The organism is Alteromonas sp. 38 (assembly GCF_902506055.1).
GTDB lineage: Bacteria > Pseudomonadota > Gammaproteobacteria > Enterobacterales > Alteromonadaceae > Alteromonas > Alteromonas lipotrueae.
Genome location: NZ_LR733300.1, coordinates 2,645,248 through 2,660,953, shown reverse-complemented (window position 1 = coordinate 2,660,953; position 15,706 = coordinate 2,645,248). Strand labels below are relative to the sequence as shown.

The 15,706-nt window shown below is 44.4% G+C and carries 13 protein-coding genes and 1 pseudogene; 9 read left to right on the top strand and 5 right to left on the bottom strand.

Annotated features, from left to right (window positions below):
• Positions 1 to 292 precede the first annotated feature (292 nt).
• From FLAVO9R_RS11545 to FLAVO9R_RS11530, 4 genes and pseudogenes are all read left to right on the top strand, one after another.
• Positions 293 to 1,309 (top strand): LLM class oxidoreductase, encoded by a 1,017-nt coding sequence (locus FLAVO9R_RS11545; RefSeq protein WP_159531428.1) that lies wholly within the window; start codon positions 293 to 295, stop codon positions 1,307 to 1,309.
• Complete coding sequence (locus FLAVO9R_RS11540; protein ID WP_159531426.1) at positions 1,306 to 2,112, top strand: SDR family NAD(P)-dependent oxidoreductase; 807 nt, start codon at positions 1,306 to 1,308, stop codon at positions 2,110 to 2,112. Before FLAVO9R_RS11545 ends, FLAVO9R_RS11540 begins: the two co-directional genes overlap by 4 nt.
• A 136-nt stretch (positions 2,113 to 2,248) precedes the next feature.
• Positions 2,249 to 2,587, top strand: a pseudogene (locus FLAVO9R_RS11535) (catalase); the annotation flags it as partial.
• 279 nt (positions 2,588 to 2,866) lie between these two features.
• The gene (locus FLAVO9R_RS11530) at positions 2,867 to 3,430 is read left to right on the top strand and encodes a cytochrome b (RefSeq protein ID WP_159531424.1); all 564 of its coding nucleotides are present in this window, start codon (positions 2,867 to 2,869) and stop codon (positions 3,428 to 3,430) included.
• A gap of 108 nt (positions 3,431 to 3,538) precedes the next feature.
• Here FLAVO9R_RS11530 and FLAVO9R_RS11525 read toward each other — a convergent pair whose 3' ends face one another.
• Entirely contained in the window at positions 3,539 to 4,453 is a 915-nt protein-coding gene (locus tag FLAVO9R_RS11525; protein WP_159534581.1) for a LysR family transcriptional regulator, read from the bottom strand.
• A 110-nt stretch (positions 4,454 to 4,563) separates the two neighbouring features.
• On the opposite strand from FLAVO9R_RS11525, the gene FLAVO9R_RS11520 reads away from it, so the two are divergent.
• The 3 genes from FLAVO9R_RS11520 to FLAVO9R_RS11510 all read left to right on the top strand — a co-directional run bounded on the left by FLAVO9R_RS11520 (position 4,564) and on the right by FLAVO9R_RS11510 (position 7,406).
• Entirely contained in the window at positions 4,564 to 5,559 is a 996-nt protein-coding gene (locus FLAVO9R_RS11520; RefSeq protein WP_159531422.1) for a zinc-dependent alcohol dehydrogenase family protein, read from the top strand.
• A gap of 328 nt (positions 5,560 to 5,887) precedes the next feature.
• Positions 5,888 to 6,898, top strand: coding sequence for a zinc-dependent alcohol dehydrogenase family protein (locus FLAVO9R_RS11515; RefSeq protein ID WP_159531420.1), 1,011 nt, complete (start codon positions 5,888 to 5,890; stop codon positions 6,896 to 6,898).
• Between the two features lie 85 nt (positions 6,899 to 6,983).
• Entirely contained in the window at positions 6,984 to 7,406 is a 423-nt protein-coding gene (locus FLAVO9R_RS11510; RefSeq protein WP_159531418.1) for a CBS domain-containing protein, read from the top strand.
• A 107-nt stretch (positions 7,407 to 7,513) separates the two neighbouring features.
• Here FLAVO9R_RS11510 and FLAVO9R_RS11505 read toward each other — a convergent pair whose 3' ends face one another.
• Entirely contained in the window at positions 7,514 to 10,558 is a 3,045-nt protein-coding gene (locus FLAVO9R_RS11505; RefSeq protein ID WP_159531416.1) for an efflux RND transporter permease subunit, read from the bottom strand.
• 3 nt (positions 10,559 to 10,561) lie between these two features.
• Positions 10,562 to 11,635 carry an efflux RND transporter periplasmic adaptor subunit gene (locus tag FLAVO9R_RS11500; RefSeq protein ID WP_201299261.1) on the bottom strand — a complete coding sequence of 358 codons (1,074 nt, stop codon included), beginning with the start codon at positions 11,633 to 11,635 and terminating at the stop codon, positions 10,562 to 10,564.
• A 156-nt stretch (positions 11,636 to 11,791) separates the two neighbouring features.
• Here FLAVO9R_RS11500 and FLAVO9R_RS11495 point away from each other — a divergent pair, with 156 nt between their 5' ends.
• Complete coding sequence (locus FLAVO9R_RS11495) at positions 11,792 to 12,424, top strand: TetR/AcrR family transcriptional regulator (protein ID WP_159531414.1); 633 nt, start codon at positions 11,792 to 11,794, stop codon at positions 12,422 to 12,424.
• Between the two features lie 60 nt (positions 12,425 to 12,484).
• Here the strand turns inward: FLAVO9R_RS11495 and pobA are convergent, their stop codons facing one another.
• Positions 12,485 to 13,720: a 4-hydroxybenzoate 3-monooxygenase gene (pobA, locus tag FLAVO9R_RS11490; RefSeq protein WP_232370636.1), complete on the bottom strand. Its 1,236-nt coding sequence runs from the start codon at positions 13,718 to 13,720 to the stop codon at positions 12,485 to 12,487.
• A 119-nt stretch (positions 13,721 to 13,839) separates the two neighbouring features.
• Between pobA and FLAVO9R_RS11485 the strand changes: the two genes are divergently transcribed.
• A complete protein-coding gene (locus FLAVO9R_RS11485; protein WP_159531412.1) occupies positions 13,840 to 14,721 on the top strand; it encodes a helix-turn-helix domain-containing protein in 882 nt (293 codons plus the stop codon).
• A gap of 12 nt (positions 14,722 to 14,733) precedes the next feature.
• Here the strand turns inward: FLAVO9R_RS11485 and FLAVO9R_RS11480 are convergent, their stop codons facing one another.
• Positions 14,734 to 15,630: a LysR family transcriptional regulator gene (locus FLAVO9R_RS11480; RefSeq protein ID WP_159531410.1), complete on the bottom strand. Its 897-nt coding sequence runs from the start codon at positions 15,628 to 15,630 to the stop codon at positions 14,734 to 14,736.
• Positions 15,631 to 15,706: the final 76 nt, after the last annotated feature.

Here is a 15,706-nt window from a genome sequence, read left to right as displayed (position 1 = left end):
TAACTTGAGAACCCTATAAAACTAAACTGTGTATTCATGTTGAACTAGCGGTGATATCGCCCTGCCAACCCTATACCTGTCGCATTTTCATTATTATGCCTGCAGTCTATAAACAATTTAAAACGCTGGCTAGCGGGTTTTTAGAAATATTACGTTATAGATATAAGTGAATCACATTTGGTTAGTACATTATCAATTTTTTATTGAAACTAATTCTTAAAATGCTTAATTATCATTCATGTTCGAGGAAGGTAATCTTGGTTCAACAGTTTTTCAGACCCTAGCAGCATAAATGAGTACCGAGTCAAACGCGCCTAATTTTGCGAAAATTAACAACGGCTTTCGCAATGTCTTTAACAATGGTCGTATGTCGATAGGCTTAGTTGTGCCAATCGAGTCTTATCCATATGGGCCTGTCCCTACTATGCAAGACCATATAGAAAGAGTGAAGCTTGCAGAAGGCTTGGGCTTTAAAGCTGTGTGGATAAGAGACGTTTTATTCAATGTGCCAACATTTGGCGATGCAGGGCAAGTATACGACCCTTTTGTTTATCTAGGCATGCTTGCAGGACTGACGAAAGCCATTACGCTTGGCGTAGCATCTTTGGTACTTCCTCAGCGCCATGCCGCACAAGTTGCTAAGGCTGCTGCGAGTATCGACGTACTCAGCGGCGGACGTCTAGTGTTAGGGGTGGACTCTGGAGACAGACCTGAAGAATACCCGGCTATTAACCTAGGGTTTGATGACCGAGGCGAACGCTTTCGTGAAAGCGTGGAATATATAAAACGTATGATGCAAGGGTATGGCCAAATTAACAATAGCTTTGGGCATGTGAATGGAACCTTGGACTTACTGCCCAAGCCCCATGGTGAACGCTTTCCAATGATGATCACAGGGGGCTCTCAACAATCACCGAACTGGGGGGCAGAGCACCTAGACGGGTTAATTACGTACCCCAGAAGCCCTAAAATTCAAGCTCACGTGGTTGATAGTTATCGCTCACGTGTGAATACCTTTACCAAACGAAGTAAGCCGGTGATGCAACCGCTCTATATTGATATAGACGCAAACGATAATTCTCCGGTATCACCAATTCATTTGGGTGTGCGCTGCGGAATAAACCGTTTATTAGATTACCTTTTAGTATTGCGTGACAGTGGCGTTAACCACGTTGCACTCAACCTTAGGTTTAATCGCACTCCGGTTGAAGAAACTTTACAAAAACTGTCGGAAATGGTGTTACCGCATTTCCATTCTGACGAATTTAGTCATCAAGCTATTTTGCAAAAAGAGGGAATGAACGGATGAAAACAATATTAGTGACAGGCGCGACCGACGGCATTGGTCTTGAAACCGTCAAATTGTTAGCTCACGAAGGGCATAATTTGATCATTCACGGAAGAAGTGCTGATAAATTAAAGCGTGTAGAGCAAATGTTAGGTGCCGATTACCCTGCAATAAAGGTGACAGGGTTCGTGGCAGATTTAAGCGACTTTAAAGCAGTAGATAATTTTGCAACTCATGTGGCAGACGCTTTTTCAGCGATTGACGTTATCATTAATAATGCTGGTGTGTTTCACTCTCCCTCAATTGAAACAAGCGCTGGCTTAGACGTACGCTTCATGGTGAATACGATTGCGCCGTTCATCATTACTAAACGTTTGTTGCCACTTTTGCCAAGTGATGGCCGAGTAGTTAACGTGTCATCTGCGGCACAAGCCCCCGTAAACTTTGACCTGCTAAGCCAAGGCCCTTCTATGAGTGACGGCATGGCATACGCACAAAGCAAGCTTGCTATTACCATGTGGACGCGCTTTTTTGCCGAAAAATACGAGGCAACAGGGCCATTGTTTGTGTCTGTTAACCCTAAATCTTTGCTTGGAAGTAAAATGGTGAAAGAAGCTTATGGTGTAGCCGGTGGTGATTTAGCAATAGGTGCGACGATATTTGTGGAAGCTGCCGTTAGTGATAGGTTTGCTAACGTAAAAGGTGAATATTTCGATAATGATAACAATCAGTTTGCGCCTGCGCATCCATTTGGTGAAAACCCAGCAAATAGAGAGCAATTGGTTAATGTGATTGAAGCTATTGTCGCCAGCCACTTAAGTTAATATTTTTCAAAATTATCATGTTTATGTAGAACACATCAGGTCACCTGGTGTGTTTTGCCTATTCGGCACTATTTCTCTTTTTCAATCACGCCCTTATTCTCATCCTTATTAACGCTTGCCTTGCGAGTCTGTAAAATATTCCTACTTGGATACGTAATTAAAACGCCTAGGTAGCACGAACTTTATGCAGCTTCCTATTAATGCACCCAAATGCCCAATGCGCCATTTTCAACAAGGCGGCCATATGGCAATACAAAAGCCTAAAGGGCGCGCCAACTACGAACCAAATTCGTGGGATGCCGATGAAAATAACCCTCGTGCGTGTCCAGAAACGGGTTTCCAATCACATGCAGAGCCTATGGAAGGCAGTAAAACACGCTACCGTTCAGAAACCTTTGCAGACCATTACAGCCAAGCGCGACAGTTTTATATCAGTCAGACTGGGAAAGAACAAAAACATATGCGCGACGCATTTAACGCTTTTACTCTAATCGAGACGGGCCCTAGTTATCAACCTGAGGGGGGCGCTTTATAGGCGTTTCCCCCTATACCCAAGCAAAATTTCCCGTGCTAAGTTGGGTTTTTAATTTAGAATAGCAAAAAGGCTCGTGAGCTTTACTTTGCGAGTTGCGCATTATGTAAATAGCATTTGCGGTAAAAAAGTAGCAGGGCTCTATGAAATTTATAAGAGCGTAATTTCAGACGTCTTCTATAGTGAAGCACATTATTAACCATCGCGATGCCAGAGGAAAATATGCAGTACGATTCACATCAAAAGTTTTCACCTACCACTTTATTTCTACATTGGCTTGTTGGCTTAATCATTATTGGCATGCTGGCTTCTGGCGTCTATATGGTAGAGGAAAATGCCTATTGGGTATTTTCATGGCATAAATCTTTTGGCTTTATTGTGCTATTCCTTGCATTAGCCAGGGTGGCGTGGCGAATGAAGAATGGTTGGCCTACAGCGGCAGGGGATTACTCTGCGTTAGTGCATGGCGTAGCTAAAGTGATTCATTGGGTACTTATTCTTAGCACGCTGCTAATGCCGATATCTGGGCTTATGACCTCGGTTCTGGGGGGGCACGGTTTATCTGTGTTTGGATTAGAGGTGTTCGCTCAAAATTTCAGTGTAGAAGATCCTGAAAAAACATTGCCAATAAACTATGAGCTTTCGAAAGTTGGCGGCACTGTGCATCATTATTTAGGCTATGTACTCATTGGTGCTGTACTGCTTCACATTGCAGGCGCGTTAAAGCATCATGTTATGGACAAAGATGGCACGTTACGACGTATGCTGGGCAAGAGCATTTCGTGATTAAAGCCCAAGATTAATGCCTTCGAATAGGCAATAAAACCTAATAGAGATTATTTAGTTATTTAAAAACCACAGTTTACTTACTGTGGTTTTTTTATGACTTTTCTATTAAAGACCCGCTTCTCGCAACGCCTTATCCCAGTAGGGTTCACCACTGTATCGCTCCTTTAAAAAGTCGATAAAGGCGCGCACTTTGGGCGCCAATAAACGGTTGCTTGGATATACTGCCCACAGTGCACATTCAGCAGTTAATGGATAATCTTTTAAGACTTGAATCAATTGACCACTTTTAAGATACGGGTAGCTACACCACGTGGCGGTGAGGGTTAAGCCATTGCCACCAATGGCTGCGTCGCGCACCGCTTCACCATTATCCATACGAATTCGCGTTTTAGGTTTTATCGATACTACGCCCTGCGGTGTGTTGAATTCCCATGTTTCTAAACCCATAAGATTTACCGCAGCATGTTGAGGTATGTCTTGTGGGGTTTTCGGCGCACCATATTTCTTAATATAGTCTGGTGACGCTACAATAATTCGCTTGTCATCAGCCAGTTTCCTAGCGTGTAGATTAGAGTCTTTTAGCACCGCGTCACGAATTGCTACATCAAACCCGCCTTCTATCAAATCCAAAATACTGTCGCTGAATCGAAAGTCGATATTTAACTGAGGGTAAGATGCTAAGAATTCTTCCATAGCAGGTACTAAGTGTAGGCGACCAAAAGAGGCTGGAGCGGTTACTCGCAATGTGCCCTGTGGCGTTTGTGAGCCAACGCCAACGGCAGCTTGAGCGACCTCAATACTAGATAACACTTCTTCCGCATGAGGTAAAAATAGTTTTCCTTCATCGGTTAACGACACTTTTCGCGTGGTTCGGTGAATAAGTCGCACGCCCAAATTTTCTTCCAATTTATTAATGTGAGCGCTGGCCACAGCCGGTGAAACATTCAGTTCACGCCCAGCAACACTGATGTTATTGGTATTGGCGATACGTACAAAAAGCTTAAGGTGGTCGATGTTCATCATTGATTATCAATAAAATCTAAAAACTGTATGTGGTTATAACCCAATTATCATATGTATGGCTAGTGTCTATTATAACCCTCGAACTTAACGCAACGAGGTGAACTCTCATGAAAGCAATGGTTATTAACGAATTTGGTGGTCCTGAAGTATTTACTGCGGCTGAAGTAGACGCGCCGCAGCTTAAAGTTGGTCACGTGATTGTGCGTATTGCCGCAACCAGCGTGAACACAGTAGACACCATGATACGAGAAATGGGTCAAGACCTACCATTTGCTCCCGAACTGCCTGGAGGTGTATTAGGGATGGACTTTGCCGGTACGATTGAAGCCGTTGGTGAAGGCGTAGATAATTTTAGCGTTGGTGATGAAGTTTATGGGTGTGCGGGTGGCCTAGCCGACTTGCAAGGCTCGCTGGCTGAATTAATGTTAGCCGACGTTCGTCTTATTGCGCCTAAGCCCAAATCGTTGTCGATGCGTGAAGCCGCAGCTTTACCTTTGGTGGGGATCACCGCTTATGAGGGACTAACCCGCGCACAAACTGCAAAAGATCAAACCGTGTTGGTCCATGGCGGCGCTGGCGGTGTGGGTCACCTTGCTATCCAAATGGCCCGTTACTTTGGTGGATCAGTTTTTGCTACAGGTGGTTCCGACGAGCAAGCCGCCCTTATTGAGAAACTCGGTGCTACTTATATTGATTTTCGCTCAGAAAAACTGGCTGATTATGTTGCTAAGCATACTGGTGGCGCTGGTTTCGATGTGATTTATGACTCTGTGGGTGGCGGTAACCTCCCTAACTCGTTTGAAGCTGCAAAGTTATGTGGTCAAGTAGCGACGACCGTGTCGTTTATTGAAACAGATTTAACCCCAGTGCACTTCAAAGGTTTGAGTTTGCATGTTGTATTCATGCTGATCCCTATGATCCACAACTACAAGCGTGAAAGTCATGGCGCTATATTACGCGCTATTACCGACATTGTTGATGTAGGCGCATTAACCCCCGTCTTGGATAGCGAAGTGTTTACCCTTGAGCAAGCAGGTGATGCTCATGCGCGCTTAGCAAGCGGCAAAGCCATGGGCAAAATTGTTATCGATGTCGCCTCTTAAATTTTCGTGCACAGGTTCTTGTATAAGTTTTTGAACAAGCTCTTGAATATGTTTTTGAAATAACGACTTGTGCTAACTTTTAAATTTGTACTATTTACTTTCCCAAAGCGCTTTCCCTTTGCGCACTTTTCCCCTTGGCGTTTGCAGTTTGCTCGCCAAGGGGCTTTTATTTTTCCTCTCGTCTTTAATTAATCGTCACTATCCTTACCTTTATACTCATCAATAGATCATATTTACTTATGTTCATATGTTGCGTTGCGAGTTTTTTAGCGCTATTGGTATTTTATACTCGCAACTATTGTCACTTGCTAATCAGGAAGGAAATCTTATGAAAGTAATGCGTTTGAAAGACAACAGTGAAGGCTTAGCATCACTTTACTGCGCAGACGAAGCAGAGCCAACCGTCGTCGGCAATGATGAAATTAAAGTAAGGATCCACGCTAGCTCTCTAAATTATCATGATTATAGCGTAGCGACGGGCGCTATTCCCACTGAGGGCGACCGCATCCCTATGTCTGACGGCGCTGGCGTAGTGGTAGAAGTTGGGGAAGGCGTTACACAATTTTTCCCAGGAGATCATGTGGTTTCTACCTTTTTTCCTGACTGGTTAAGTGGCGCACCTACAGTAGGTGATTTTAGTCGCACACCCGGCGACGGTATTGACGGCTACGCCAGAGAAGTCGTGGTAAAACCGCAGCAGTGGTTTACTAAAGCACCTACAGGGTGGTCTCATGAAGAAGCCGCTACTATCACTACGGCAGGGCTGACCGCATGGCGGGCTTTAGTTGTGGAAGGTAACTTGAAGGCGGGCGACACGGTTCTATTGTTAGGTACTGGTGGTGTTTCTATATATGCGCTTCAAATAGCCAAAGCAATGGGAGCGAAAGTGGCTATAACCTCAAGCTCTGATGAAAAGTTAGAGAAAGCTAAAGCCCTAGGTGCAGATTTTACGGTTAATTATAAAACAGACGAAAAGTGGGGGAAAACCGTTGCCAAGTGGACCGGCGGGAAAGGAGTCGATCACGTAGTAGAAGTGGGCGGCCCTGCCACATTAGGGCAATCTATTCATGCATGTAGAGTAGGGGGAAGTATTGTACTTATTGGGGTATTAACCGGTATTAAAGGTGATATTCCAACGGCTACTCTTATGCGAAAACAAATTAGGTTAACTGGGGTTATTGTGGGTAGCAATAAAGAGCAATGTGACTTTGTTAGTGCCTTGGAGTGTTTGGATTTTAAACCTGTGGTTGATACTACATTTGCCCTTGAAAGGCTATCGGATGCGTTTGCTTTCGAGGAATCGGGTAAACACTTTGGCAAAATTTGCGTTAGCCTTTGATCCAAAATTTGAGGGCAGCAATATTGAACGCAGTGCCCTTATAAAGGAATATAAGAATCGCTAAGGTTAACATAAAAGGAATACCATGAGCTTGTCCCATATCATGTCAACGCGTGTGGTCAGTGTACACATGGATGATAGCCTAGAATTGATACAAACTTTGTTCGCCGAAACGGGGTTTCATCATTTGGTGGTAGTGCATCAGAATCAACTGCAAGGCATCATTTCAGACCGCGACGTATTAAAGGCCACCAGCCCTTTTGCCAATACGGTTAATGAGCGTTTTCGTGACCGAGCGACACTGGAAAAAAAAGCGCATCAGATTATGACGCGAAACGTGTTAACCCTTTCTGCTAGCGATTCTATTGTTAGCGCAATTTCCTTGTTCAATGAAAATAAGATTTCCTGCATCCCCATCATTGATGAGAAACGATGCCCAATTGGGATAGTATCTTGGCGAGATGTGATGCGCTTTATGGAAGCGAGGGTGAATGCTAAGAAAGGTTAATCTGCTAATTAAGGGGGGAGCCGAAAAGACAAATTAGCGACGTTTACATGAATAAAGAAGGTGCGTTTATACGCACCTTCTTTGTTGGTTAGCTTGCCATATGTAAACTAACTGGTTTTTCGATAACTCACTCTAAATAAGATGCTATACAGTACAGGAACGGCGATAAGCGTGAGAATGGTGGCAAAGGTTAATCCGCCCATAATCGTAACTGCCATGTCGGCAAAGAAGGCATCGAATAACAGGGGTGCCATACCTAAAATGGTGGTTAATGCGGCCAGCGTTACAGGACGTAAACGGCTTAATGTCGCTTCCACTATCGCTTTTTTGATTTCTAGCCCTTCTTCAATTTGTAGGTCTATTTCTTCGATAAGTACAATGGCATTTTTAATTAACATGCCGAATAAACTTAAAAACCCAAGAAGTGACATAAAGCCAAATGGCATATTGGTAGACAGAAGGCCTGTTACTACCCCGACAATAGCCATAGGTACCACTAACCAAATGATTAGCGGCTGACGAGCGTGGCCAAATAACAGTACAGAGATAATGAACATCACTAAGAAACCCACAGGTAAGCCTGCACCAAGTGCAGCTTGAGCATCGCTAGAGCTTTCAAATTCGCCGCCCCATTCAAGAGCATAACCGGCAGGAATGTCCATCGCTTCAATTTGAGGGCGAATACGCGCAAATGCTTTCGCGGCAGTTTCATTGTCGCCAGGCTCAGCTTCTACCGTGATGGTACGCAATCTATCTTTTCTATGAATGCGAAGCTCTTCGGTCACAATATCTAAACCGCTTGATACTTGCGTAAAAGGTACGTACTGACGTTGCTGAGACGACCATACTTGGCTCTCTCGAACTGATTGAATGGCAGTGTCATCGGGATGCCCCATTTTTGCCACAATACTGTAGGCATAGTCTCCGTCTTGCACACTGCCTAAGCGCAAGCCACTACTAGCATATTGCACGGTTTGACTGAAATCTGAATGAGACACGCCTGCAATTCCCGCATTGTAATTATCGTACTGGGTATTGATGGCGACACCTTTTTCACGCCAGTTATGTCGAACATCTTTGATATTGCTGTCAGCTAACATCATGCCTTTCGCTTCTTCGGCGAGGGTTCGTAAAACTTCTGCATCAGGGCCTGAGAATCGTGCTTCAAGTTTAGCGCCAGAACCTGGGCCAAACTGCATACGTTCTTGGTAGAAGTTAGCATCAAGGTCGATATTGTTGAGTAAGCCGGAAAGCTTTTCTTGAACGGCAGGAATATTCTCTAACTCATTAACCCGTACCATGAAAAAGCCGTAGTTTTCATTGGCACTTTTGGGTGCGTAAGTTAGCGTAAAGCGGTCTGCACCTTGACCAATAATGGTGGTGACTGCCGTTACATTTTCTTGCGCTAAAATACGTTGCTCAGCTTCTTTAATGATTTTTTCGGTAGCCCGAATATCACGGTCTTGAGGGCCCCAATAATGTACAAAGAAAAGCGGGGCGTTTGAGGGTGGGAAAAAGCCTTGTTTTACCATACCGAAACTGCCATAAGCTACTACGGTAATGACCATTAGCATAGCAATGGTCACCCATCGTAATTTCAATGCCCCGGTGAGTGTTTTGGTGAACCAGCGCTGCAGCAGGGTAGGTTCATCGCCATCGGTTTGCTTCACGCCTTTGCGAAAAACTAACTCGCCAAGCACTGGCACTAAAGTAACGGCTAGCACCCAGCTCATCATTAAAGAAACTAATACAACGGCAAATAAGGAATACAAGAATTCACCGGTGGCATCATCAGATAAACCAATTCCAGAGAAGGCCGCGATACCTATTACTGTTGCGCCTAATAAAGGCCACTGCGTTCGTTTCACAATAAAGCTTGCTGCATCTTTGGCCGACGCGCCGGTAGCCATTCGAAGCATCATGCCTTCGGCAACGACAATGGCGTTATCTACCAACATTCCCATGGCGATAACCATAGCGCCAAGAGAGATACGCTGAAGCTGAATATCCATTAGCCACATGATAAGAATAGTGCCAAGCACGGTAACTAATAGCACCGCGCCCACTACTACGCCAGAGCGCCAACCCATGAATAGGCACAGCGTCAGGGTCACAACGACTACCGACATCACTAGGTTTGCAATAAAGCCATCGACCGATTCGTCAACTACCGCAGCTTGGTCGTAAATCGGGGTAAGGGTAATACCCACAGGAAGGGTATTAAGTAGATGATCCACTTTAGCATTTACCCGAGTGCCTACATCAACAATGTTCACGTTAGACAGCGCTGAAACCGACACAGTTAATGCTTCTTCACCGTTATAACGAATAAGCTGAGACTGAATATCAGCAGGCTCTAACTTGAGGGTGGCTACATCGGAAACGCGAATAGAGCGATTGGTACCAGGAATAACTAACGAAAGGTTAGATATTTCTTTAATTTTATCTGGTGCCCGTTCTACGATTAACCGCACATTCTTTTCGTCTACCAATACTCTGCCGCCGTTAAAAGGGCGCAAGTTGTCTTCAAACAGCGAGGTTAGATCAGGAAAGGATATACCTAATCCGGCAAGCTGATAAGGATTCACGTAGGCAACTATCTGTTCGGTTTGCACACCACTTACAGTGACCTTCGCAACGCCTTCTGTCGTTAACAGGTCTCTTCGAATTAAGCGCGCAAATTCCCGTAACTCACTGGTGGTAAAATCGGGGGCACTTAGGGCGTAATATAGCCCGTAAACATCACCAAAATCATCGAAAACCACAGGGTCTTTTGCACCGGTCGGTAAGGATGTAGCGGCATCTCGTAAGCGCTTCCTAAGTTCATCCCAAATTTGAGGAAGCTCGTTACTGTCATAGTTGCTTTTAACTTCAACGGTAATTTCAGACAAGGCTGGCGAAGAAATTGATGTCAGCTTTTTAAGCTGCGGCATTTGCTGGATAGCAATTTCAAGAGGTTCGGTAATTTCCCGTTCCACTTTCTCTGCGCCGGCGCCAGAGTAGCTGGTGTAAACCTTCACCTGTTTAATCGTGAATTCGGGGTCTTCCAAACGACCAATATTGGTCATTGCGATAATACCGCCTAACAGTAGTATCACTACCATTAGCCATACATTTACGGGTTTATCAATTGAATAACGAGCGATATCCATAACTTACTTCTCTCCCTCGTAAGGAAGCACTTTCATGTCAGCTCGCATTTTGGTTGCGCCTGCTGCAACTACCTTTTCACCCAGCGCCAACGAACCACTTAATACCGCGAAATCTTCGTGAATGTGTTCAACAGTAACGCTAACTTTGTTCACTAATTTACTGCTTTCGTTATAAACCCAAACTCCAAAACCAGAGGCTTTGTCACCTACTAACGATTGTACTGGAACAACAACACCGTCGGGAAATGGTGAACCTTGCAAGCTCACTTTCACTACGGCACGCGCACCTGGCGTAAGAGGTAAATCTGCGCGGGGCTCCATGGCAAAAACGACTTCGTAAGTTTGCGATACAGGGTCGGGCTGAGTGTTGTGCTCTACATAGTTAACTGGGTACCACTGGGTTTCTTCAGTCGTTAAGGATGCACTAGCTTGCTCTATTCCACGATTTAGGTTCGCGGTGAGTAGCCTTTCAGGCACGTTAATATTGAAGTAAATTTTAGAGACATCTTGTAAGCGAGCAATAGGTGTTCCCGCGGCAACAAAGCTATTATTTTCAACAAGACGCTGAGACACCTTGGCATCGAAAGGTGCATATAATTGGGTGTAACTTAAATCCTGCTTCGCCGTTTTTAGCTCTATTTCAGCTAATTCGTAGGTGGTTTTTGCAGTATCAAGGGTACTTTGCGCGACCAGTTTCTGCGCATACATTTTTTCAATACGATCTAATTCGCGTTTGGATTGTTCCAAGCGAGTGCGCTGTTCGTCAACACGGCGCTCAAAAGGTTGTCTGTCAATTGTGGCTAACAGCTTGCCTTCTTCAATATCGCTACCTGTAGTTAAATCGGTTTGAACTAACCTTCCTGATACTTCAAAACTAAGATCTACCGTTTTTACTGCAGAAACGACTGCCGGAAAAGTAAATTCGTCAAATGCAGGAACAGTGCTCACCTCAGCGAGTTTCACATAGCGAGGGGCGACAGTTTGCTCTTGTGTATCATCTTCTGATGTACAACCAGCAAGGGTGAGAACAGACAGGGCAGTAAACGCAACAAGGTGACGAATTCGCGAAATAGACATAGGAAATTTTCGATCCGTATTTGTGGTGAATACAGTATAGACGACTATACTCACCTATAATTAAAGTACACTGTGCGGTGCATTTTAGAGATCATCCATTGAAAAGTAAACTGTGCAGTGTAAAATGACCGCATATTATTTTTAGACAGTAAAATTATGACTAGCACTACACGTACCCGAAGTGATGTTAAGCGAGATGCCATTATACAAGCAGCAAAGCAAGCATTTCAGGAATTTGGCGTTAACGGAACCAGCATGGATAAGCTGGCTGAGCTAGCGAACGTGTCTAAAAGAACAGTGTACAATCATTTCTCAGCAAAGGAAGAGCTGGTCATGCACCTAATTAAAGAGCAGTGGCAATCAGCCCTTGTTGATATAGGTGCGCCTTATGATCCCCAGGCCTTGTTGGCTGACCAACTCACCGACCTGATAATGGCTGACATCAATTTTATGAGCGGGGATGAACACTTAGAGTTGGCCCGCGTTGCTATTGGCCACTTTTTTTATGAACCCACTCGATTGAAAGATGAAGTTGCCCAACTTCAAGCCCAAGAAAAAGCGATGCATAGGTGGTTAAAAGCCGCCAAAAAAGACAACCGTATGGTTTTTGATGACATTGAGCAGGTGGTTGAAGAGATGGATAGCCTTATAAAAGGGCAATGCTTTTGGCCACAACTGTTTAAGTTAGAAGATCCGCTTACTGAAGCGCGGAAGTTGCAAATTGCAAAAGGCGTGACTGCACTAATACTGTGTCGTTATGGCGTGAATGCACCTCACCGCACGACATAAATTTACGGCAACATGTGTTGATACCGCCGTTTGCAACATGGCGGTATCTGCATACTGATTTTACACTTGCGGGTAGGGAAGCCCAACATATTGGGTCGCAATGACCTCTTGCCCTGCTTTGTTGGTCAAAAAGAAGTCGAGCTCAGATTTCATAAAGCGCTCAAAGGTTTTTTGATCTAAATTATTGGCGGTGCCCGCATCGTCTTTAAAGTCGTGCAGCATGTTACTCATCCACCATGAAAAGCGTTCAGCTTGCCAAACCCGGTTAAGCGCCAATTCTGAGTAGCCTTGTACTGCGCTTGGCTCGCCATCATTATAAACTTTACATAACAATCGATACAAAATTGATACGTCAGAAGCAGCCAAATTTAGGCCTTTAGCACCGGTTGGAGGCACAATGTGCGCCGCATCACCCACTAAAAACAAGTTACCTAACTGCATTGGCTCACACACGAAGCTGCGAAGCGGTGCGATACTTTTTTCTATGCTCGGGCCGGTAACAAGTTTCCTCGCGGTATCAGCAGGCAGGCGCTTTTTAAACTCATCCCAAAACTTATCGTCACTCCAATCTTCAACTTTGTCAGTTAGCGGCACTTGAATGTAATAGCGAGAACGGGTGCTAGAGCGTTGGCTGGCCAACGCAAAGCCTCTGTCTGTTTTACAATAAATAAGCTCATCGCTGACGGGAGGGGTGTCACTCAATAAACCTAACCAACCAAAAGGATATACTCGTTCGAACTCAGTTCGCTTTTCTTCTGGAATGGTTTTGCGTGACACCCCATGAAAACCATCGCAGCCTGCAATATAATCGCAGTCAAGTAGGTAGCTTTCTCCCTCGTGCTCAAAAGTCACGGAAGGAGAGGCGCTATCAACATCATTTAACACGACGTTCGTTGAGGAATAATATGTGGAAGCCCCGTTCTCTTTTCGTGCAACCATTAAGTCGCGCGTGACTTCAGTTTGCCCATAACACATGACCGTTTTGCCACCTGTGAGCTCATTAAGATCGATGCGATAAGAGGTGCCATAGTAGCTAATAGCGAACCCATCATGGACATGACCTTCTTCATCCATTCGGTCACTTACATCTGCTTCTCGTAACAAGTCAACTAAGCCTTGCTCAAGTATACCCGCTCGAATTCGGCCTAATACATAATCGGGGGATACGCGTTCGATGATAATATTATCAATCCCTTTTTTGGCTAAGAGTTGACCTAACAACAAGCCTGAAGGACCGGCTCCTATAATAGCGACTTTGGTTTTTATATTTAGCATCATCTTCTCGTGGTAACTCATTCAGTGTCGTTATCATTCACCAATTGATGGAAGTATGTAATTCAACTATGCAGCTGATTATTGTACTTTTGAATCATGTTAACTTAATGTGTTAATACGTAAATGATGAGCTTGTTGCCATGTTTAACCCTATTCCATTCTACGATTTATACGGCGAATCCTTTATCCGTAAAGAGGTTGGGCTTGCTCATGTCGAGGATATTGCATTTCGTAGTTGTGATCTTGAATGGCAAATTGCGCCGCATAGGCACGACAAGCTCTCGCAAGTCGTTTGTACTTTTGATAATACATGGGACGTACAGTTAGACGAAAAGTGTTACACATTAAGTGGTAATTGGCTGGTACTGATTCCGGCAGGGGCAGTGCATGGATTTAAGTTCGAACCCAACACCAAAGGCTTTGTTATTTCATTGAATCAAGACCTTCTAGAGAGCACGAGTATCGGCGAACAACAGTCAACATTGCCAGCGCTATTATGGACTCCCTCAGTTATCGAGTTTCGAGACAAGCTACAACTTAAGCGATTTACGACCTATGTAGAACTGTTAAGGGACGAGCTAAACAGTGGTGAAGCGGACCAAACGGCTGCGGTTAGTCATTTGGTTCAAATGCTGTTACTTATCATAAAACGACAACAGCACATTCACGCCGTTAGCGAAGGTGCTAGCGGCAGAGAGTCAAAAGTGCTACTTGGATTTAGACATCTAATTGAGCAACACTATAGGCAACACTTATCGGTGAAAACTTATGCCGAGCAATTACATGTTTCTGTTTCTACCCTCAATCGATTATGCCAAGGAAAGTTAAATGATTCGCCCAAGGCCATTATCCATCAGCGTTTAATTATTGAGGCCAAACGTCGTTTGGTTTACACCAGTCAAAGTGTTGACGAAATTTCCGCTTTTCTAGGGTTTAATGACCCAGCCTATTTCAGCCGTTTCTTCAAACAATTCGTTGGGCTCACCGCCAGTGCTTTTCGTCAACAAGGGAACAAATTTTAGTGTTGCGGTGAGCTACATCTCGTTACCAATTTCGATCAGGAAGTCTAAAAACACACGTGTTTTGCTTGGCAGCAGACGACGGCTTGGGTATACCAAAGACAGTACAGAGCGGTTCATGTAAAATTCGATGTCAGTACAAACATTCACTAATTCGCCGCTTTCTAGTTGTTTCTTACAGTACTGGATAGGAATAATAGCTACACCATTTCCGCCCGTAACGGCTTCTCGAACTGTAATTGGGTCGTTCACCTTAATGGTCTGGGTTTTCAAGTCCACAAGACGTTTTTGGCCATCAACACGAATAGGGAAGCGGGTATTAGCATAGCGAGTCTCACAAAACTGAACATGTTGTTGAAGTGTTTCCTCATGCTGGGATAAATCGTTCGCGGCGGCATATTCAGGGCTAGATATGCATATGAGGTGACTATCGTTCAGCTTACGGATAATAAGCTCAGAATTTTGTGGTGTACCAACGATAAGCGCGATATCAATGTTATCGCGGATGATATCAACCGGTAGGCTGGTGACAATGATCTCTAATTCTATTTCGGGGTATCGTCGTCGAAATTCGCCAAGGCGGGGTGCTAAAAACTCTCTGGTAAACGCCACTGGCATGGCTGCTACTAGTTTACCTTTTGGATACGTGGTTAACCCTGAAACCAGTGAATCGGCCTCTTTAACCTGCTCCATAATATTTAAACCCTGCTCATAAAATGCTTTACCATCTTCAGTAAGCCTCACATTTCGAGAGTTTCTTTCTAACAGTCGAATACCTAGCGCCAATTCTAACCGTGTAATAGCTTTACTCACATACGACTTGGACAAGCCTAAATGATCTGCGGCATGAGAAATGCCTTTCTGTTCCACTGCCGCTAAAAATAGCGGCAAATCATCTATTTTCCATTGCATGTCAATCTCCAGTGAGGGGGACACCCGTTTTACCTTGTTTGTTTCCATATGGAAACAGTTTGTTCTTATTTACTTA

Bases quoted from the DNA above. Each gene is read 5' to 3' on its own strand.
- FLAVO9R_RS11530 (WP_159531424.1), top strand. From the start codon at position 2,867: ATGCAGTACGATTCACATCAAAAGTTTTCACCTACCACTTTATTTCTA.
- FLAVO9R_RS11540 (WP_159531426.1), top strand. From the start codon at position 1,306: ATGAAAACAATATTAGTGACAGGCGCGACCGACGGCATTGGTCTTGAA.
- FLAVO9R_RS11510 (WP_159531418.1), top strand. From the start codon at position 6,984: ATGAGCTTGTCCCATATCATGTCAACGCGTGTGGTCAGTGTACACATG.
- FLAVO9R_RS11520 (WP_159531422.1), top strand. From the start codon at position 4,564: ATGAAAGCAATGGTTATTAACGAATTTGGTGGTCCTGAAGTATTTACT.
- FLAVO9R_RS11485 (WP_159531412.1), top strand. From the start codon at position 13,840: ATGTTTAACCCTATTCCATTCTACGATTTATACGGCGAATCCTTTATC.
- FLAVO9R_RS11545 (WP_159531428.1), top strand. From the start codon at position 293: ATGAGTACCGAGTCAAACGCGCCTAATTTTGCGAAAATTAACAACGGC.
- pobA (WP_232370636.1), bottom strand. From the start codon at position 13,720: ATGAGTTACCACGAGAAGATGATGCTAAATATAAAAACCAAAGTCGCT.
- FLAVO9R_RS11500 (WP_201299261.1), bottom strand. From the start codon at position 11,635: ATGTCTATTTCGCGAATTCGTCACCTTGTTGCGTTTACTGCCCTGTCT.
- FLAVO9R_RS11505 (WP_159531416.1), bottom strand. From the start codon at position 10,558: ATGGATATCGCTCGTTATTCAATTGATAAACCCGTAAATGTATGGCTA.
- FLAVO9R_RS11525 (WP_159534581.1), bottom strand. From the start codon at position 4,453: ATGAACATCGACCACCTTAAGCTTTTTGTACGTATCGCCAATACCAAT.
- FLAVO9R_RS11515 (WP_159531420.1), top strand. From the start codon at position 5,888: ATGAAAGTAATGCGTTTGAAAGACAACAGTGAAGGCTTAGCATCACTT.
- FLAVO9R_RS11495 (WP_159531414.1), top strand. From the start codon at position 11,792: ATGACTAGCACTACACGTACCCGAAGTGATGTTAAGCGAGATGCCATT.
- FLAVO9R_RS11480 (WP_159531410.1), bottom strand. From the start codon at position 15,630: ATGCAATGGAAAATAGATGATTTGCCGCTATTTTTAGCGGCAGTGGAA.